Consider the following 20,077-nt stretch of genomic DNA (forward strand, 5'->3'; position numbering starts at 1 on the left):
CGGAGTGTCTCACTCCTCGGTATCCTCGGTCGCAGCCTTGAAGTCGTCGGCCGAGTTGACCTGAACGCGCTTCTTGATGACCTCGAGGATCTTCGCGCGCGCCTCGTCGACCGGCACGCCGTTGAGCTGGCTGCCGTCGCGGAAGCGGAAGCTCACCGCGTTGTTGTTCATGTCCTCCTCGCCGACGATGAGGATGAACGGCGCCTTGGACTTGGAGGCGTTGCGGATCTTCTTGCCGAAGCGGTCGTCGGAGTAGTCGATCTCGCAGCGGACCATCTCGTCCTCGAGGCTCTTGACGAAGCCGGCGAGGTGCGGGGCGAACTCGTCCGCGACCGGCACGCCAAGCACCTGCACCGGGGCGAGCCACGCCGGGAACGCGCCGGCGTAGTGCTCGAGCAGCACGGCGAAGAAGCGCTCGATGGAACCGAACAGCGCGCGGTGGATCATCACCGGACGCTGGTGGGTGCCGTCGGCCGCGATGTACTCGAGCTGGAAGCGCTCGGGCAGGTTGAAGTCGAGCTGGATGGTCGACACCTGCCAAGTGCGGCCGATCGCGTCACGGGCCTGCACGGAGATCTTCGGGCCGTAGAACGCGGCGCCGCCCGGATCGGCCACGAGGGTCAGACCGGAGTCCTTGGCGACCTCGGCGAGCGTGTTGGTCGCCTCCTCCCAGATCTCGTCGCTGCCGACGTACTTGTGCTCGTCCTTGGTGGACAGCTCGAGGTAGAAGTCGCTCAGGCCGAAGTCCTTGAGGACCTTCAGGACGAAGGTCAGCAGGTTGGTCAGCTCGCCCTTCATCTGCTCTCGGGTGCAGTAGATGTGGGAGTCGTCCTGAGTAAGGCCGCGCACGCGGGTCAGACCATGGACCTCGCCGGACTTCTCGTAGCGGTACACGGTGCCGAACTCGAACAGGCGCAGCGGCAGCTCCTTGTAGGAGCGCTGGCGGGACTTGAAGATGAGGTTGTGCATCGGGCAGTTCATCGGCTTGAGGTAGTAGTCGAAGCCCTGCTTGGTGATGTTGCCGTCGGCGTCGCGCTCCTCGTCAAGGCGCATCGCCGGGTACATGGAGTCCTTGTACCAGTGCAGGTGGCCGGAGGTCTCGTACAGGCCGCCCTTGGTGATGTGCGGGGTCTGCACGAAGCTGTAGTGGTACTTGCGGTGCATCTCGCGGGAGTAGTCCTCCATCGCGTTGATGACGGCCGCGCCCTTCGGGTGGAAGACGGCCAGACCCGGTCCGATCTCCTCCGGGAAGGAGAACAGGTCCATCTCGGCGCCGAGCTTGCGGTGGTCGCGCTTGGCGGCCTCCTCAAGACGCGTCTGGTAGGCCTTGAGATCCTCCTTGGTGGCCCATGCGGTGCCGTAGATGCGCTGCATGGTCGGGTTCTTCTCGTTGCCACGCCAGTAGGCGGCGGCGGAGCGCTCGATCTTGAACGCCTTGATGAAGCGGGTGTTCGGCAGGTGCGGTCCGCGGCACAGGTCCTTCCACACGACGTTGCCGTCACGGTCGACGTTGTCGTAGAAGCTCAGTTCCTTGCCGGAGATCTCGGTGGCCGTGGAGGGGTCGAGATGCGCCTCCTTGTCCTTGATGAGCTCGATCTTGAACGGCTGATCGGCCTCCTCCGCGAGCGCCTCCTCCTCGGTCGTCACGCGGCGGCGGAACGACTGGGAGGACTTGATGATGCGCTGCATGTGCTTCTCGATGTTCTTCAGATCGTCCGGCGTGAAGGGCTGGTCGACCTGGAAGTCGTAGTAGAAGCCGTCCTTGATGATCGGGCCGACGCCGAGCTTGGCGTTCGGGAACAGTTCCTGCACGGCCTGGGCCATGACGTGCGTCGCGGAGTGACGCATGATGCCGAGGCCGTCCTCGGAGTCGAGCGTGACGGATTCGACCGTGTCGCCGTCAGCGAGCGGGGTGTACAGGTCGCGCAGTTCGCCGTTCAGGCGCACCGCGATGATGTCCTTGTCGTCCGCGAAGAGCTCGACGCCGGTGGTGGTAGCTTCCACCTCCTTCGCCTCGCCGTTGACTGTGATGGAGATGGAGCTTTGCGCCATGATGTGTCCTTTGCTATCGGGGCCCGCGTTACTAATGGGCAGGCCTGGACTGTGTGATCAACAGTGGACACGATAGGCACGATCGGCGACATACGCAAGCCGCGTTCGAGTATCGAACGGATTGACGAAACCGGCCATGCATGGTTCACGGCCCATTCGAGGCCGGTTCATCATCGGTTCATTGGGTTCATCGCCGGCTCAGGCGCGCTGCACCAGCCATTGCGCTGCGACCTTCTTCGAGGGGAACACGCCCTGCGCGCCGTTGGCCCCATCGGCCAGCCACATGCGCCTCAGTCCGAAACGCTGCTTGCGCACCGTGCCCGCTCCCGCTCCGTCGTGGAGCACGGAGAACACGCCACGCTCTATCCTCATGATTCTGACGTCCATGATCCCGGCCTCCTTGCCGTAATCTCTTGTTCGTTACCTGTGATGCTAGCGTCGACTCGCGCGACGCGCCGTCCGGAACACGCGGAGAGGTTGCGGCAAAGGCTCCGATGCATCCGAACACACACAGAAAAGCCGCCGGCGATGCGCCGACGGCTTGTTGGGCTCCTGCGGCTGGGCTTGAACCAGCGACCGTCCGATTAACAGTCGGATGCTCTGCCAACTGAGCTACGCAGGAATATTCAGTTTTCTCCACCCGAGTCTCTCGACTCGACCGAAGGAGCTCCTGCGGCTGGGCTTGAACCAGCGACCGTCCGATTAACAGTCGGATGCTCTGCCAACTGAGCTACGCAGGAATGGCTTGCTCACAGGATCTCTCCCGTTCGCACAAGACGTGTACTTTACCGTGAGGCCAGTGGAAACGTCAAATTCGGCGTGTCTACACCGAATGCACCTACATCGAGATCCTGGTCAGGGGCATTGCGGAGTCGATGGGGAAATCGGGGGCGCTGGGCCTGACATCCGCCTCGACGAGGTTCACGCCGAGCATGGCGACCATCGCACCATTGTCGGTGCACAGCTTCAGCTCGGGGATGCGCACCTCGATGCCGTTGCTGCGTCCGAATTCCAGCAGCTTCGCACGCAGCTGCGAGTTCGCGGAGAATCCGCCGCCGACGATCAGCGTCTTCGAATCGTATTGGCGACAGCCGCGCATCGCCTTCCTCGCCAGCACCGTGGCCACCGAATCGGCGAGCGAGGCGCACACGTCGTCGACGGGGATCTCGCGGCCTGCGGCCTGCTCCCCCTCCACCCAGCGGGCCACGGCGGTCTTGACGCCGGAGAAGCTGAAGTCGTAGGGGTGCCTTGCGCCGGCCTGCCCATGGGTCAGGCCCTGCGGCACCTTGATGGCGTGCGGATCGCCCTGCTGGGCGTGACGGTCGATATGCGGACCTCCCGGGTAGGGGAAGCCCAGCAGGCGGGCGACCTTGTCGAAGCACTCCCCCGCCGCGTCGTCGAGCGTCGTGCCGACCACGTCGATGCGGCGCGCCACGTCCTCGACGTGGAGCAGCGACGTGTGGCCGCCGGAGACGATCAGGGCGAGCGTGTCGTCGGGGAACGGGCCGAACTGCAGCTGCGTGACCGCGATGTGCCCGATCACGTGGTTGATGCCGTAGATCGGCTTGTTCGCGGACCATGCGAGAGCCTTCGCGCCGGAGACGCCCACGGCGAGACATCCGGCGAGACCGGGGCCGGCGGATACGGCGATCGCATCCACATCGGACAGTTCCAGGCCGGCGTCGGCGAGCGCCTTGGATACGCATGGCACGAACGCCTCGGCGTGCGCGCGCGAGGCGATCTCGGGGATGACGCCGCCGTATCGCGCGTGTTCCTCCATCGAGGAGGCGACCACGTTGGACAGCAGCGTGCGTCCCCGAACGATGGCGACCGCCGTTTCGTCGCAGGTCGATTCGATGCCGAGCACGATGGGTTCGCTCATCGTTTGTCTTCCTCCCGTTCCTTGTGTTCCTTGCCCTGCTCCCTGCCGTCGACCGTTCCGGAGCCCGCGAATCCGATCACTCGCGGGGCGAGGTCCAGAGCCATGGTGTACGCGTCGATGTTGCCGGGCTGGTAGTAGCGTTTGCGCAGTCCCATGCGCGTGAAGCCGAATCGTTCGTAGAGCGCGAGTGCGGGGTCGTTGTCGATGCGCACTTCGAGCAGCATGCGTGCGGCGCCCTGTTCTCGCGCCTCGTCGATGAGCGTGGCCAGCAGCTTCGCGGCGATGCCTCGACGCTGGTATGCGCTCGAGACGCCGATGGTCATGAGCTCCGCGTCGTCGCCGTCGTACCAGAAGCCCGCGTATCCGACGATGGCGGAGGTGTCGTCCACGCAGACGTAGTAGGTGCGGGCGGGGGCGTCCAGTTCCTCGCGCACCATGTTCTCGCTCCATGCGCCGCGGCCGAACAGTTCGCGTTCGAGTCGCGCGACGGCCCCGACGACGACGTCGCGGTCGAGTTCGTCGATCGGCGTGATGCGCAGTCCGGACAGTCCGGCCTGCGTCGATTGCATCGGCTGCGTCATGCCTGCGGACCTTCCTCCTTGGTCTTGGATCCGGACTTGATCCCGTCCGCGCGCGTGGCGCCCTCATGGCCGAGCACGTGCTTCAACGGCGCGGGGATCTCGGCGTCGGGTCGGCGCAGGTAGAGCGGTTCGACGGGCGGCTGCGCGTCGCCGCGCGCGGTGCGGCCCGATGCGGTCGCGGCGAATATGTCGAGTCCTCTGGCGCCGAGGTCCAGCACGGACCGGTCGGTCACGTCCCCGAGGCGCTCGATCCCCTGCCATGCGGCGGCGTATTTGGCGGCGCCGTGTCCTGCCACGTCGACGACGTAGTCGATGCCGTCGCGTTCGGCATGCTCGGTCACGGCCGCGTTGACGCGTTCGACGATGCGTTCGGGGTAGTCGATGTCCATGGCGATCCAGCGCCTGTCCGCCGCCTGGGGGTCGGGCAGACTGATGGATCCGTGGTTGAGGCAGAAGTACAGTTGCTTGCGTCGCGCGTCGTTGACGCACAGGGTGACGTGACGATCCCGCTCCTGTGCGGATTGCACAGGTTGCGCGGATTGCGCGGATTCGGCCGCCATCATCTCGCCCTGCACGTCGAGGATGTTCTGCCCGATGAGCGTGGCGCCGGTGGCGAACGCGATGGCCTTGGCGGCGACGATGCCGGCGCGCAGTCCGGTGAACGGTGCGGGACCGGTGCCCACGATGACGGTGTCGATGTCGGCGGGGCTCAGTCCCGCCTCGCCGACCGCACGGGCGATGTTGGGCTGGAGCCGTTCGACATGGGTGCGCGAATCGGTTTCGATGATCGGCTCATGCCCCACGACGCCCACGGTCGAACCGTATGACGTGTCGATCACCAGTGTGCAGCCCATGAAACCTCCCTACGATCGGAAAAAGCCTCTAGCGAGTGTACACCCGGCCGCGTCGCGCGCGTCACAGCGTGAAGTCAGCCCAGCGGGGGCCGACAGGCACGAGCGTGACGATACGCGTGCCGTCGCCGGTGAGTTCGCCGTCCGGCCCGTAGGCGGCCGTCCCGCCGTCGGCATCGGCCAGCGGACGGGCGATGTGGATCTCCAACCGTTCGGGCGCGAGCGCCGCGACCATCTGCTCGCCCCATTCCATGAGGATGACGGTGTCGTCGTCGGTGTCCTCCAGCTCCTCGTCGAGTCCCAGCGATTCGAGCTCGTCGAGGAGCCGGTCGACGGCCGCCTGGCCGGGCGCGTAGTCGGCGCCGCCGAGACGGTAGGCGTCGACGTGCACCAGATGGGCGGGGCCGCCATCGGCGAATCGTCCGTCGAGTTCGCGGGCGATGGTGAACGTGGGCGAGACGATCGGCTCGCCGATACCGAGCCCCTCGCCGAATCCCTGTGCGAGCGTCGTCTTGCCGGCGCCCAGCGGTCCGGACAGGAGCAGCACGTCACCGCCGCGGACCCGCCCGGCGATGCGGCGGCCCAATTGCTGCATATCCTCGCCGGTGGGCACTTCGATGCGGATGGTTCCGTTCCCGTTGATCATTTCGTCCTCCTCCATCGTCCTATCGGCCGTTCTATCAGCCGTCCCATCGATCGTTCTATCGTCCCTTCGTCGCGATCGTCTCGATGCTGCGCTCGAGCGCGTACATCGGATCGCCGCCGCTGGTCTTGCTCTGCTCGTCGGCCCATGCGAGCATCCGTATGCAGGTGGCCAGTCCCTGCGACGTCCATCCGCCCAGACGGACCTTCTGCAGCATCCAGCCAGGCATGCCGGCCTCGGCCGCGGAGATCGCACCGGTCTTGACGGCCGACGCCTTGGCCACGGTGCGCAGCTTCGCCGCAAGCGCGCCGATCAGCGCGATCGGGGCCGTGCCCTGTTCGACGGCCGAACGCATCATGACGATCGCGTCGGCGGTGCGGCCGGCCAGCGCCGCGTCGGCGACGGCGAATCCGGTGACCTGCGGGTTGTCGGTCAGATACTGGTTGACGCGGTCCAATCCGATCGGATCGTCGTCGAAGTCGAAGCACAGCTGTCCGCACATCGCATCGAGTTCCCCGGTGCGATCGCCGAGCACGTCCACGAGCTGCTGGGCGGCGAGCGGTTCGACGCGGCGGCCGAGCCGTTCGAAGCGGGACATGACGAAGTTGAGCTTCGCCTCCGGCTTCTTGAGGTCGGGCACCTCGTCCTTCACCGCTCCGGCCCGCACCAGCTGGTCGATCAGACGCTTGCCCTTCTGTCCGCCCTCGTGACGGCAGATGACGCGGCTCGCGTTCGGGTCGTCCGCCGACTCCTTGAGGTAGGCGAGGATCGCCTCGCCGAGCCTTTCGTCGGCGGATTGCAGATTGTCCACCCGCACGACCGCGGTGTCGGCCAGCAGCGAGGGGCTCACCGCCTCGTCGAAGGCGTATCGGTCGGCCGATGCCGCGTCGATCTCGATGAGATCCGCATCCGGTCGGGTCTTGAGCGCCTCATCGCATAGTTCGCGTGCGGTACGCGCGTTGAGGTAGGCGTCTCCGCCGAACACCACACGCACGAGCGCGTCTCCTGCCTTTGTTGCCATGATCTCCATCACCCCACACCCGTTGGACAACGGGCGCGGAAGACGGGACGGGCCGTGGCCGATCGCAGCGGAATGCTCCGATCGGCCACGGCCCGTCATGACTTGCGCGACGAATGCGGCAATCACTTGCGCATGAGGTTCCTCAGCACGTACTGCAGGATGCCGCCATTGCGGTAGTAGTCGGCCTCACCGGGGGTGTCGATGCGCACGACCGCGTCGAACTCGGTGGTCGAACCGTCCTTGTGCGTGGCGGTGACGTGCACCGTCTTCGGGGTGACGCCCGTGTTGAGCTCGTCGATGCCGGCGATGTCGTAGGTCTCGGTGCCGTCGAGGCCGAGCGACGTGTACGACTCGCCTTCGGGGAACTGCAGCGGGAGCACGCCCATGCCGATCAGGTTGGAGCGGTGGATGCGCTCGAAGCTCTCGGTGATGACGGCCTTCACGCCGAGCATCAGCGTGCCCTTGGCGGCCCAGTCGCGCGAGGAGCCGGTGCCGTACTCCTTGCCGGCGAGGACCACGAGCGGCGTGCCCGCGGCCTTGTAGTTCAGGGAGGCGTCGAAGATCGTCGACGGCTTGCCGGTGGTGAAGTCGTAGGTGAAGCCGCCGGGCGTGACCTCCTCGCCCACGGAGGCGAGCAGCTGGTTGCGCAGGCGGATGTTGCCGAACGTGCCGCGCACCATGATCTCGTGGTTGCCTCGACGCGAACCGTAGGAGTTGAAGTTGCGCGGTTCGACGCCACGCTCGGTCAGGTACTTGCCGGCGGGGCTGGACGCCTTGAACGCGCCGGCCGGAGAGATGTGATCGGTGGTCACGGAGTCGCCGAGCAGGGCGAGCACGCGGGCGCCGTGGATGTCCTGGACCGGATCCGGCGTGGACTTCATGCCGTCGAAGAACGTCTGACGGCGCACGTACGTGGACTTCGGATCCCATGCGAACAGTTCGCCCTCGGGCACGTCGAGGCCCTTCCAGCGGCGGTCGCCCTCGAACACGGAGGCGTAGTCCTTGAGGAACATCTCGCGGCTGACGGTGCCGTTGACCACGGCGGCGACCTCCTCGTTGGTCGGCCAGATGTCCTTGAGGTACACGTCGTTGCCGTCCTTGTCCTGGCCGAGCGGCTGGGACTCGAAGTCGAAGTCCATCGTGCCGGCGAGCGCGTACGCGATGACGAGCGGCGGCGAGGCGAGGTAGTTCATCTTGACGTCGGGGCTGATGCGGCCTTCGAAGTTGCGGTTGCCGCTCAGCACGGCGGTGACGGTCAGGTCGTTGGCGTTGATGGCCTGAGAGATCTCGGGCAGCAGCGGGCCGGAGTTGCCGATGCAGGTGGCGCAGCCGAAGCCGACGAGCTGGTAGCCGAGCGCGTCGAGGTCGTCCTGCAGGCCCGCGGCCTTGAGGTAGTCGGCGACGACCTGCGAGCCCGGGGCGAGCGAGGTCTTGACCCAGGGCTTCGGGGCGAAGCCCTTGGCGTGCGCGTTGCGGGCGATGAGGCCGGCGGCGATCATCACGGACGGGTTGGACGTGTTGGTGCACGAGGTGATGGAGGCGATGGCCACGTCACCGTTGTCGAGGTCGAAGTCGCCGCGGAAGGACGTGGAGACGGGCACGGACTCCTTGACGGTCCTGTCGGTCTCGTAGGCGGGCAGCGTGTCCTCGAACACCTGCTTCGATTCGGACAGCTTGATGCGGTCCTGCGGACGCTTCGGGCCGGCGATGGACGGCACGACGTCGCCCAAGTCGAGCTCCATGTACTCGGAGTATTCGGGTTCGACGTAGTTCGGGTCCTTGGCGTCGCCCCACAGCTTGTTGGCCTTGGCGTAGGCCTCGACGAGCGCGACTTGGCTCTCGGAGCGGCCGGTCAGGCGCAGGTAGTCGAGGGTCACGTCGTCGATCGGGAAGATGCCGCAGGTGGAGCCGAACTCGGGGCTCATGTTGCCGATGGTGGCGCGGTTGGCGAGCGGCACGGAGGCGATGCCCTCGCCGTAGAACTCGACGAACTTGCCGACCACGCCGTGCTGGCGCAGCATGTCGGTGATGGTCAGGACCACGTCGGTGGCGGTGACGCCCTCGGGGATGGATCCGGTGAGCTTGAAGCCGACGACGCGCGGCACGAGCATGGAGATCGGCTGGCCGAGCATGGCGGCCTCGGCCTCGATGCCGCCGACGCCCCAGCCGAGCACGCCGAGGCCGTTTTCGGTGGTGGTGTGCGAGTCGGTGCCGACGCAGGAGTCGAGGTAGGCGAGCTCGCGGCCGTCGTTGAGTCCGGAGGCCTCGGCCGACTTGGTCATGATGACCTTGGCGAGGTATTCGATGTTGACCTGGTGGATGATGCCGGTCCCCGGCGGCACGACGCGGAAGTTGCGGAACGCCTGCTGACCCCAGCGCAGGAACTGGTAGCGTTCGCCGTTGCGCTGGTATTCGATGTCCATGTTCTGCTCGACGGCGTCGGCGAGCGCGTACTTGTCGATCTGCACGGAGTGGTCGATGACCATGTCGGACTGGACCTGCGGGTTGATGACCTCGGGGTCGCCGCCGAGGTCCTTGACCGCGTCGCGCATGGTGGCGAGGTCGACGATGCACGGCACGCCGGTGAAGTCCTGCATGACGACTCGCGAGGGGGTGAACTGGATCTCGTGGCTGGGCTGGGCGTTCGGATCCCAGTCAAGCAGTGCGCGCACGTGCTCGTCGGTGATGTTGGCGCCGTCGATGTTGCGCACGAGGTTCTCCACCAGCACCTTGAGCGAGTAGGGCAGGTGGTCGATCCCCTTCAGATCGGCGATGTTGTAATAGTCGAAGTCCTTGCCGCCGACCTGTAGGGTCGACAGCTGGTCGTCACGTACGGACATACTTCCTCCGAAATCATTGGTCGGCTGCTGTTTGCCGTTGATTATCCACTTCGAATGGTACGGGTACGTTACTTTTCCTCTGGCGTGTCGGCTTGAAAGGTGAGACAATTCGCGCTTCGCCCTAGCGGTGGAGCCGGCGTTCGAGGATCGCGTGGGTGGCCGCCGGCACGGCGAACAGGCAGATCGCGAAGATGAACGCGGATCCGATCAGGGCGATCAGCGTGGCGACGAGCGTGGATCCGGTGGGGATGATGAGGGCGAAGAACCGTGCGACGAACGGGATGAGCATGCCGATCACGCCGGCCGCGGCGAAGACGAGGACCATGAGGCCGCGCCAGCCGGTGAGCGGCCGGGCAACGCGGGCGAGCACGAACACGCCCATGACGAACAGGATGATCGCCTCGGTGGCGCGCAGACGTGCGAGGTCGGCGGCGTCGGTCACGTCCCAGCCCATGATCGCGGGCAGCGTCCATGCGGCGATGAGCACGGACAGGCCGGTGGCGATGCCGCCCGGCAGCGCGAAGCGCACGACGCGGCCGAGGAATCCGGGGATGTACTTCCTCGTGTTCGGCGCGAGGGCGAGGATGAACGCGGGCACGCCGATCGTGAGCGCGCCGATGTAGGTGATGTGCCGGGGCAGATACGGGTACGGGATCTGCGTGAGGACCACGCCGAGGGAGATCAGCGCCGAGTAGACGGTCTTGACGAGGAAGAGTCCGGCGACGCGTTCCATGTTGGCCATGACCTGCCGGCCGCGGGCGACCACGTCGGGCAGATGGCTGAACTTCGAGTCGACGAGCACGACCTGCGCGACGGCCTTGGTGGCGGGCGCCGCGTTGCCCATCGCGATGCCGAGATCGGCCTGCTTGATGGCGAGCGCGTCGTTGACGCCGTCGCCGGTCATCGCGACCGTGTAGTCGCGCTCGTGAAGCGCGTCGACGATGAGCTTCTTCTGGTCGGGCAGCACGCGGCCGATCACGTCGATGTCCTCGATGAGGCGGCCGAGTTCGGCCGGATCGTCGGGCAGTTCGCGCGCGTCCACCGTCACCGGCTCCCGATCCCCGGTCAGCCGCACCCTGCGGGCGATGGCTCCGACGGTGACGGGGTTGTCTCCGGAGATGATGCGGCAGCGCACGCCCTGTTCGCGGAACCATGCGAGGGTCCTCTCGGCATCCGGGCGGATGCGTTCGGAGCACAGGACGAGCGCGACCGGCTCGGCGTGCGGGTCAAGCGTGGGTTCGTCGGCGTCGGACCGTGCGGTCTCGGCGTTCACGCCGGTTTCGTGCGCGCGGGCGATGAGCAGCACGCGGCTGCCCTGGCCGGCGTACGTGTTGACCTGTTCGAGGATCGCGGCGTGGGCCGCACCTTCGTCGTCGAGGCCGGCGAGGACCACCTCGGGCGCGCCCATGTACCAGGTCTGCGCCTCATGTCCGGCGGTGATGCCGCTGTCGTTCCCGGCACCGGCGCGCACGATGGCGCTCCACTTGCGCGCCGACGAGAACGGCACGCGACGGGCGACCTCGCCGGGCCCGTACCCGCGCTCCCCCAGCCCGGCGAGCACGGCCCGACCGGTGCCGTTGGGCTGCTCCTCGTTCGCGAGGTCGTACAGCGCCTGCGCGGCCTCGCGTTCGGTGTCGTTTCCGGACTCGTTCCCGTTCCCGTTCGCACCACCCAGCATGACGATTTTCTCGAAGGCGATGCCGCCGTCGGTGATCGTACCGGTCTTGTCGAGGTTCAGGCAGTCGACGCGAGCCAGCGTCTCCACCGATTCGAGTTCCTGGACGAGGGTCTCGTGGCGTGCGAGCCGCATCGCGGCGACCGCGAAGTTGAGCGAGGTGAGCAGCACGAGTCCCTCGGGGATCATGCCGACGACGCCGGCGACAGCGGAGACCACCGCCTGACGCCACTGGCCGGTCGCAAGCGCCTCGGACCATCCGCCGACGGCACGCAGCTGCGAGAGGATGAGCAGCACGCACAGGGGCACCACGAGGAACGTCATGAACTTGAGGATCGTGTTGATGCCCTTGTTGAGGTCGGACACGGTCTTGCGGTACACCTTGGCCTTCGCGGTGAGCGTCGCCGCATAGGAGTGCTCCCCCACGGCGGTGACCTTCACGAGCGCCAGTCCCGACACGGCCGTGGACCCGGAATACACGTCGTCGCCCGGCTTCTTGCGCACGGTGCGCGATTCGCCGGTCAGCATCGACTCGTCGACCTCCAGCCCCCAGCTGGAGACGATCTCGGCGTCGGCGGGCACCTGCTCGCCGGAGCGGATCCACACAAGATCGTCCATGACGATCCCGTCGTGCGCGATCTCGACGTCCCGCCCGTCACGGCGCACGAGATAGTCGGAGGCGACGAGGATGGAGAGCCTGTCGAGCGTGCGCTTCGCCTTCAGCTCGGTGACGATGCCGATGCCCGTGTTGATGATGATCACGAAGCCGAAGACCGCGTCCTTCCACGATCCTGTGGCGAGGACCATGACCATAGCGGCGAGGATGATCCCGTTGAACAGCGTGAACACGTTGGCTCGCACGATGTCCTTGACCGACCGCGACGTCGAATCCTTGACCCGGTTGACGGCCCCCGCCGCCACCCGCTGCGCCACCTCGTCGGCGCTCAGCCCGGTCTCATCGATCTTCGGCATTTCACTCATGCTGCTTACCTTATCGTTGTGACGACGATCTGACGCTCGTGCGGCTCGTCGTTGAGCACCGTCATCATCGCGTCGTCGATTCTCACGGCGTCGGCGGCCCGGTCGTTGAGCACGAAGGCGGCCGCGTAGAGCGTGGCGTCGTCGGGGGCGCGCTTCGGATTGAGCAAGGCGACCGGGATGCCGGCCTCGCGTGCGGCGCGCAGCGCGTCATCCCAGCCGGAAGGATCGACCGAGACATCGAGGTCGGAGATCACGATGAGGTTGACGACGCGGTCGACCATGTCGCGCACGCCCTGACGCATCACGGCATCGGGATCCTTGGCATCCTTCGAGGAGACGTAGACGGTCTGGATGTCGACGTCGCCCATCGCGTCGAGGACCGGCCTGTCCGCGGCGGCCGTCGGCGATCCGACGAGCGCGATCCTCGCCTCGTTGCGTTGGATGCCGACGTGCGCGACCTCGGGTTGCTTGGTCTGCGTGTCGCCGACGGCCTTGCCGGCCGGCGTGCAGGCGGTCAGTGCGAGGCACGCCGCGGCGCAGGCCACAAGTCCGGCAAGACGCCGCGCGATCACGCCTCGTCCTTGCGGAACAGGGCCACGGTCTCGACGTGGTGGGTCATCGGGTAGATGTCGTAGGCGCGGATGTCGGCGAGCGTGTAGCCGAGCGAGGTCAGCGTGCCGGTGTCGCGCGCGAGGCTGGTCGGGTCGCAGGCGATGTAGATGACGGATCGCGGGCCGGCCTCGGCGATCTGCCGGCAGACCTTGGCGTGCGCGCCGGCGCGCGGCGGGTCGAGGACGACCACGTCGGGGTGGGCGAAGTTCGCGGGCACGTGCGCAAGGGTCCTCGCGACGTCGCCGCAGCGGGCGTCCACGTCGTTGAGGCCCAGTGCGCGCAGGTTTCGCTGCTGGCTCTTGACGGCGATGCGTCCGCCTTCGACGCTGAACACGCGCGTGCGGTCGGTGGTGAGCGTCGCCAGTGGCAAGGTGAATAGGCCGGAGCCGGAGTAGAGGTCCCAGATGACGGCGCAGTCCGCGCCATCGAGCTCGCCGCGGGTCAGGTCGATGACGTGGTTCGCCAGTCCTACGGGCGCCTGGCGGTGGATCTGCCAGAAGCCGTTGGCGTCGACCTCGTACGTGAAGGTGATGCCGGCGACGGTGACCTGTTCGGTGAGGGTCGGATTGCCGTGGGTGAGATCGCCGTCGACGAGAACGGCGTAGTTGTCGCCGCGCGGCGCGTCGGTGCGCGGTTCGGGCACGGACAGGCGGATCTGCGCGCCGGGCGTGAATCCGCCGTCCCACACGCCGGTGGCGGCCGCCACGTCGAGCAGACCGTTCGTGGCGAGCGGCATCGTGTCGATGGGCACGCGCGTGTGGGATCCACGGCGGCGCATCGACGGACGTCCCTCGTCGTCGGCGATCATCTCGATACGGGTTCGCCAGTGCAGTCCGCCGAGCGCCTCGTCGCCGTCCATGCGTTCGATCGGCACGGTGACGTCGACATGGCCGAGGCGGCTCATCTGCTCGCTGACGGTCACGGCCTTCCATCGAAGCTGCCCGGGCAGGGAGACGTGGACGAGATCCGCTCCGCCGACGCCGCCACCCATGGCGAGTGGTCCGGCGAGCGGCCATGCGGGGCTGACGCGGTCCTCGCTCGCCTCGATGACCTCGACGACCTCCGCGGTCCAGAACCGTTCGTCCCGGTCGTGCGGCTCGTCGAGCACGATGCGTACGAGTTCGCCGGGCAGGGCGAAGCGGACGAAGACGACGCGGCCGTCGATGTGGGCCACGCAACGGCCCTGATCGGCGTATCGTTCGATGCGGACTTCAGCTTCCATGGATTCCTTTTACGGGTTGTGACTTCAGTTATCGGCTTTGACCTTGGCGGCGGCCTTGTGGCGGTGCAGAGGGGTGGCGATGATGAGATAGCTCACCCAGATGGCGAGCGCCCAGAACGGGATGCCCATGATCAGACGCGCCACGCCCAGCGCCGCCACATGATCGGTCAGATACAACGGCACCTGCACCGCCAAACGCGCCAGAAACAGGCCCATCCACAGCGCGGTGATGATCATGTACGCGCGCTTGAGCGGCTTGTCGTTCATCCAGTCATGGAACCATGCTCCGAATCGTTCGGTGGGCAACTGTCGGATGAATTCGATGACGAGGCCGAGACCGGGCACGCGGACCACCAGTGAGATGGCGAGCAGCGCCGCGTACCCGGTGTTGGTGAGGAACCCGAACATGTAGTAGTTGCGGGCCTCATGGCTTTTCCACGCCCAGATCAGGCAGATGCCTACGGCGATGAGACCGCTCAGCGCACCCATCACCGACTGGCGTTGGATGAGACGGACGATGACCTGGATCACGGCCAGCGCCGCGGAGACGGCGACGGTCAGGTTGAGGTTGTTCGTCGCCACGAACATGACGACGAACAACACGCCCGGCAGCATCGATTCGACGACGCCGCGCGGCCCGCCGATCGCGTCGATGACGGAGAAGTCCTCATCCGCACCGGCCGAGGCGAGGGCGCCCAGTCCGGTGCGTTTCTTCTGTTCAGCGTTCGGTGCGGCCAAATCCGTGACGATTCCTTCCTTGCGTGACCTTGGGTGGATTCGGAAGGCGGCTTCAGCGGACTTCGGAGAACATGGGGCCGCGCGAGAGCGTGGTCTTGACCTCCGTCTGCTGGTCCTGGCTCAGCGGTCCGTTCGGACGGGTGGGGACGTCCTTGAGATGATCCTTGCCGTTCTGCGCCTCGGCGCCGTCGGCGTTCTCGGCGGCCTCCTTGGCGGCCTTGCGCTCGGCCGGGCTGACCGGCGGGTGCATCGGGATGAGGTCGCGCGGGGCGAGCGGCTCCTCGCCGCGTTCGACGACGATCTTGGAGAAGAACTCGTTCAAGGCCTTGGTCTCCTCGGCATCCGGGTCGGTGGCGGCCACGCCGGAGAAGATGCCACGCAGCATCCAGCGCGGGCCGTCGACGCCGACGATGCGGGTGATGACGGTCCTGCCGGCCTTGACCTCGACCGGCAGCTTGATCTCGGTGCCGAACACGCCCTTGTCGGCGGAGGCGTTCTTGTTGGCCTCGAGGAAGTCGCTCCTCCAGTCCTCCCACAGGCCGAGCGTCTTCGGCGCGGCGTACGCCTCGATCTCGAGGCTGGAGTGCTGGTAGGTGATGGTGGAGCCGAGGATGGCGCGCGTGGCGCGGTTGGCCTTGATTCTCAGCTCGATGTTCTGCATGAACGGCAGGTAGTAGGCGCCGAGGTCGAGATAGTCGTCGTAGTCGGGCACGTCCTCGTCGTTGACGTCCCACGGGCCGCGGTCCTCGCCGCGTCCCACGTACTCCTCATTGGCCTCGGGCAGCGCCTCTGCGGCGGTCTTTTCGGCGGTTTCGCTGTCGGCCTTGGCGGCGGCGTTGGCGGCGGCAGCGGCCTTGGCGTCCTCGTCCTCGGTCTCGGCGGCCTTCTTCTCCGCCTTATCCTTCTTCTTGCCGAATCCGAACAGTCCCATGGTTCCTCATTTCACAGTGTCGTGTCTGACGATTGCAACCCTGCCAAGCCTAGCACCTCGGCTTGGAACTGGCTGGACGCCCGCTTCACGCCGGCTTCACACGTCGTAGGTGACGGTGAGGGGCGCATGGTCGGACCAGCGCAGATCGTAGGTGGGTGCCTTGTCGATGACGAATCCCCGTGCGCTCTCGGCGAGCTCCGGGGTGGCGAACTGGTAGTCGATACGCCAGCCGACGTTGTTGTCGAAGGCGCGTCCGCGCTGGCTCCACCACGTGTACGGGCCTTGGATGTCGCCGGCGAGGTCGCGCATCACGTCGACGAACTCCAGCTCCCCCAGCCACCTGTCCACGTAGGCGCGTTCGGCGGGCAGGAATCCGGCGTGCTTCTCGTTGGCCTTGGCGTTCTTGATGTCGAGCGGCGTGTGCGCGATGTTGAAGTCGCCGCACAGCACGGCCTGATGCCCGCCGCGCGCCGCCTCGTCACGCAGTTCGCCCATGCGTATGAGCATCGCGTCGAGGAACCGGTACTTCTGCGCCATCTTCACCGGATCGTCGGCGTTGCCGGCGTGCACGTACACGCTCGCGACGGTGATCGTATACCCCTGCGGCGTGACGACGTCCGCCTCGATCCAGCGGCCCGAGTCGACGTCCTCGTCGAGTCCGGGAAGGCCGTATCGGCGTTGCGTGACGGGCAGGGTGCTCAGCAGTCCCACTCCGGCACGTCCCTTGACGCGGCACACCTCGTTCATGCGGTTGAGGTCGCCGGGGTCGTTGATGCGGCCATGGGTCGCGTATTCGAAGGCGAACGAGTCGAGGATCGGATCGATCTCGTCCTGCGGGGCGCGCACCTCCTGCATGCACCAGACGTCGGGCGTATTACGACCGGCCCATGTCTCGACACCCTTGCGCTTGGCCGCGCGGATGCCGTTCAGGTTCGAAGTGGTGATCGTGATCATGCGGCTTACTATACAACGCGAAAGCCCCCGTCCGCAGTGGGACGGGGGCTTTCGCAGGGAGGCTCGGAGCCCCTATCAGTCGAGGCCGAGCTGGAGCTTGCCGCCGGGGATGGCGTCGAGCAGATCGCGCGTGTACTGCTTCTGCGGGTGGTTGAACACCTCGTCGGTGGTGGCGTGCTCGACGAGCCTGCCGTGCTGCATGACGACGACCTCGTCGGCGATCTGGCGGACGACCGCAAGATCGTGCGTGATGAACAGGTAGCTCAGTCCCTTCTCGGCCTGCAGGTCGTTCAGGAGCCTCAGCACCTGGTCCTGCACGAGCACGTCGAGGGCGGAGACCGCCTCGTCGCACACGATGACGTCCGGGCTCAGGGCCATGGCTCGCGCGATGGCGATGCGCTGGCGCTGGCCGCCGGACAGCTCGTTCGGGTAGCGGGTCATCACGGACTCGGGCAGCTCGACCATGTCGAGCAGCTCGCGCACGCGCTTGGTGCGGCTCTTGGCGTCACCGATCTTGTGGATGCGCAACGGCTCCTCGATCGAACGGTAGATCGAGTACATCGGGTCGAGCGAACCGTACGGGTTCTGGAAGACCGGCTGCACGTGGCGGCGGAACTCGAGGAGCTTGGCGCCGGTGAACGTCGAGATGTCCTCGCCCTCGTAGAGGGCCTTGCCGCCCGTGGGCTCGAGAAGCTTCAGGATCATGTTGGCGACGGTCGACTTGCCGGAGCCGGACTCGCCCACGATCGCGAGCGTGGAGCCGCGCTTGAGCGAGAAGGACACGTCGTCGACGGCCTTGAACATCTCCTTGGTGCGCGGGAGCTTGAACTCCTTGGTCAGATGCTCGACGGTGATGACGTTCTCGCTCTTCTCGAGCTTGGCCTCGCCGACCACATGGTGCTCGAGCAGCGCGTCCGTGTCCTCGCCGCGCTTGTGCGCGGAGATGATGCGCTGGGAGGCGAGCGACGGGGCTGCCGCGACCAGACGCTTGGTGTACGGGTGCTGCGGGTGCTGGAGCACCTCGAGCGACGGGCCGGATTCGACGACCTGGCCCTTGTACATCACGACGATGTGCTGGGCGCGCTCGGCGGCGAGACCCAGATCGTGGGTGATGAACAGCACGGCGGTGCCGAGCGAGTCGGTGAGCATGTGCAGGTGGTCGAGGATCTTCTTCTGCACGGTCACGTCGAGCGCGGAGGTCGGCTCGTCGGCGATGAGCAGATCGGGACGGCAGGCCAGGCCGATGGCGATGAGCGCGCGCTGGCGCATGCCGCCGGAGAACTCGTGCGGGTACTGGCGGGCACGGGTGGCCGCGTCGGGCAGGCCCGCCTCGGACAGCAGGCCCGCGATGCGGTCGTCCATCGTGGAGCCGGTGACGTGGGCCTTGGCGATGGACCACGCCTTGTCGTCGTTCACGCCGGCCTTGATGAGGTCGTTGGCGACGCGCCAGCGGGTCTCGGAGCCGGGCACCCATTCGCCCTCGAAGTACTTGATCGCCTTCTCGGCGGCCTCGCCGGTGACGCCGGCATCGGTGAGGGCGGCCTTGGCCGCATCCATCAGGGCGGGCAGCTCGGCGGAGCCGATGAAGGTCTCGTCCTCGTTGCCCTTGAGCTCGACGGCGGAGTCCTCGTCGGCCAGCGCCTTGGCGAGGGCGGAGCGCTTCTCGTGCGCCACGTCCATGTTGTTGGCCTTGAGCGCCTCCTTGACCTGCGTGCCGATGCGGTACACCGGGTTCAGGTTGCTCATCGGGTCCTGGGGCACGAGGCCCATCTTGTCGCCGCGCAGCTTGTCGAAGTCCTTGGGCTTGAGGCCCGTGAGCTCCTTGCCGTCGAGCTTGATGGAGCCGCCGACCACATGGCCGGTGCCGGGCAGCAGGCCGAGCACGGCCATGGCGGAGGTGGACTTGCCGGAGCCGGACTCGCCCACGATGGCCACCCACTGGCCGGGGTAGACGGAGAAGGAGGCGTCGCGTACGGCGTGCACGGCCTTCTTCTCATCGGTGGTGAAGTCGATCGCGAGGTTCTTGACCTCGAGCAGAGGGCCCTGTGCCTTCTGCATTTCGACGATCTTGGCGTCGTTCGTGTTTTCCATGTTGTTTTGCCTACCTCACACTCAGGCCGTACGGCTCTTCGGGTCGAGCGCGTCCTTGACGGCGTCGCCCATCATGATGAAGCTCAGGACGGTGATGGCCAGGGCGACGGACGGATAGAACAGCACCATCGGGTTGGTCATCAGGTTGACCTGCGCCTGGGAGATGTCGCCACCCCAGCTGACGACCGTGGTCGGCAGACCGAGGCCGAGGAAGCTCAGCGTGGCCTCGGAGACGATGAACGAGCCGAGGGACGTGGTGCCGATGACGATGATCGGAGCCAGGGCGTTGGGGATGATGTGTCTGAACAGGTTCCTCATCGGGGTCGAGCCGAGGGCGGTCGAGGCGGTGTTGAACTCGAGGTTCTTCGCCTCCATCACCGAACCGCGGGCGATACGCGCGGTGGACACCCAGCCGAAGAGGGCGAGGACGAAGACGACCTTCCAGATGGAGGAGGAGGTGCGGAACATCTGCAGGACCACGATCGCGCCCAGCAGGAACGGGATCGAGTAGAAGATGTCGATGATGCGGCTCAGAACCGCATCGACCCAGCCGCCGAAGAAGCCGGCGACCGCGCCGATCAGCGTGCCGATGACGACGACGATGATCGTGGTCAGCAGGCCCACGGACAGCGAGGTGCGCGTGCCGTAGATGGTGCGGGCGAACACGTCGCAGCCCTGGAAGTCATAGCCGAACGGATGCCCGGCCTCCGGTTCGGCCAGCGAGTTGTCGAGATTGCAGTACTTCGGATCGATCTTCGTGAACACGCCCGGGAAGAGCGCGATGAAGATGATGAAGACGATGAGGATGCCGGAGACGATGAACAGCGGGTTCTTGCGCAGCGTGCGCCACGCGTCGGACCACATGCTCGAGGCCGGGGCGGATTCGTCGACCTTGTCGACGTCCTGCAGCGGCGTCTCGTCAAGCGGGGCGACGTAGCGCTCCTGTCCGGGCAACGGCTCGTAGGAGAGGTTCTGGTTGTTGTCGGTCATGATATGAATCTCC

General features: G+C 66.5%; 16 protein-coding genes and 2 tRNA genes. All 18 read right to left on the minus strand.

Features of this window, described 5'->3' with window-relative positions; translation table 11 throughout:
- Positions 1–9: 9 nt before the first annotated feature.
- Positions 10–2,052: a threonine--tRNA ligase gene (gene thrS / locus BW11_RS00145; protein WP_140444226.1), complete on the minus strand. Its 2,043-nt coding sequence runs from the start codon at positions 2,050–2,052 to the stop codon at positions 10–12.
- A gap of 198 nt (positions 2,053–2,250) precedes the next feature.
- Positions 2,251–2,439: a hypothetical protein gene (locus BW11_RS00150; protein WP_140444227.1), complete on the minus strand. Its 189-nt coding sequence runs from the start codon at positions 2,437–2,439 to the stop codon at positions 2,251–2,253.
- Between the two features lie 162 nt (positions 2,440–2,601).
- Positions 2,602–2,674 (minus strand) — tRNA-Asn (locus BW11_RS00155).
- Positions 2,675–2,719: 45 nt separating this feature from the next.
- Positions 2,720–2,792 (minus strand) — tRNA-Asn (locus BW11_RS00160).
- A 98-nt stretch (positions 2,793–2,890) separates the two neighbouring features.
- Positions 2,891–3,934 (minus strand): tRNA (adenosine(37)-N6)-threonylcarbamoyltransferase complex transferase subunit TsaD, encoded by a 1,044-nt coding sequence (gene tsaD, locus BW11_RS00165; protein ID WP_140444228.1) that lies wholly within the window; start codon positions 3,932–3,934, stop codon positions 2,891–2,893.
- Positions 3,931–4,515, minus strand: a complete 585-nt coding sequence (rimI, locus tag BW11_RS00170) for a ribosomal protein S18-alanine N-acetyltransferase (RefSeq protein ID WP_373453029.1) — start codon at positions 4,513–4,515, stop codon at positions 3,931–3,933. The genes tsaD and rimI overlap by 4 nt, the downstream gene beginning before the upstream one ends.
- Entirely contained in the window at positions 4,512–5,369 is an 858-nt protein-coding gene (gene tsaB, locus BW11_RS00175) for a tRNA (adenosine(37)-N6)-threonylcarbamoyltransferase complex dimerization subunit type 1 TsaB (RefSeq protein WP_140444229.1), read from the minus strand. Before tsaB ends, rimI begins: the two co-directional genes overlap by 4 nt.
- A 61-nt stretch (positions 5,370–5,430) precedes the next feature.
- Positions 5,431–6,012, minus strand: a complete 582-nt coding sequence (gene tsaE, locus BW11_RS00180; RefSeq protein WP_140444230.1) for a tRNA (adenosine(37)-N6)-threonylcarbamoyltransferase complex ATPase subunit type 1 TsaE — start codon at positions 6,010–6,012, stop codon at positions 5,431–5,433.
- 55 nt (positions 6,013–6,067) lie between these two features.
- A complete protein-coding gene (gene holA / locus BW11_RS00185) occupies positions 6,068–7,030 on the minus strand; it encodes a DNA polymerase III subunit delta (RefSeq protein ID WP_181162428.1) in 963 nt (320 codons plus the stop codon).
- 122 nt (positions 7,031–7,152) lie between these two features.
- On the minus strand, positions 7,153–9,870 hold the full coding sequence (acnA, locus tag BW11_RS00190) for an aconitate hydratase AcnA (RefSeq protein WP_140444234.1): 2,718 nt from the start codon (positions 9,868–9,870) through the stop codon (positions 7,153–7,155).
- Between the two features lie 121 nt (positions 9,871–9,991).
- Positions 9,992–12,517, minus strand: a complete 2,526-nt coding sequence (locus tag BW11_RS00195; protein ID WP_140444359.1) for a cation-translocating P-type ATPase — start codon at positions 12,515–12,517, stop codon at positions 9,992–9,994.
- A 14-nt stretch (positions 12,518–12,531) separates the two neighbouring features.
- Positions 12,532–13,098, minus strand: a complete 567-nt coding sequence (locus BW11_RS00200; RefSeq protein ID WP_140444235.1) for a hypothetical protein — start codon at positions 13,096–13,098, stop codon at positions 12,532–12,534.
- Positions 13,095–14,360: a class I SAM-dependent RNA methyltransferase gene (locus BW11_RS00205; protein WP_140444236.1), complete on the minus strand. Its 1,266-nt coding sequence runs from the start codon at positions 14,358–14,360 to the stop codon at positions 13,095–13,097. The genes BW11_RS00200 and BW11_RS00205 overlap by 4 nt, the downstream gene beginning before the upstream one ends.
- Before the next feature lie 24 nt (positions 14,361–14,384).
- Positions 14,385–15,098, minus strand: a complete 714-nt coding sequence (locus BW11_RS00210) for a DUF3159 domain-containing protein (RefSeq protein WP_140444237.1) — start codon at positions 15,096–15,098, stop codon at positions 14,385–14,387.
- 52 nt (positions 15,099–15,150) lie between these two features.
- Positions 15,151–16,029: a DUF3710 domain-containing protein gene (locus BW11_RS00215; protein ID WP_140444238.1), complete on the minus strand. Its 879-nt coding sequence runs from the start codon at positions 16,027–16,029 to the stop codon at positions 15,151–15,153.
- Positions 16,030–16,125: 96 nt separating this feature from the next.
- Positions 16,126–16,983: an exodeoxyribonuclease III gene (locus BW11_RS00220; RefSeq protein WP_140444239.1), complete on the minus strand. Its 858-nt coding sequence runs from the start codon at positions 16,981–16,983 to the stop codon at positions 16,126–16,128.
- Between the two features lie 75 nt (positions 16,984–17,058).
- Positions 17,059–19,074, minus strand: coding sequence for an ABC transporter ATP-binding protein (locus BW11_RS00225; protein WP_140444240.1), 2,016 nt, complete (start codon positions 19,072–19,074; stop codon positions 17,059–17,061).
- Positions 19,075–19,095: 21 nt separating this feature from the next.
- Complete coding sequence (locus tag BW11_RS00230) at positions 19,096–20,064, minus strand: ABC transporter permease (protein ID WP_043164274.1); 969 nt, start codon at positions 20,062–20,064, stop codon at positions 19,096–19,098.
- Positions 20,065–20,077: the final 13 nt, after the last annotated feature.

This window comes from Bifidobacterium sp. UTCIF-38 (assembly GCF_006454495.1).
Taxonomy (GTDB): Bacteria; Actinomycetota; Actinomycetes; order Actinomycetales; family Bifidobacteriaceae; genus Bifidobacterium; species Bifidobacterium callitrichos.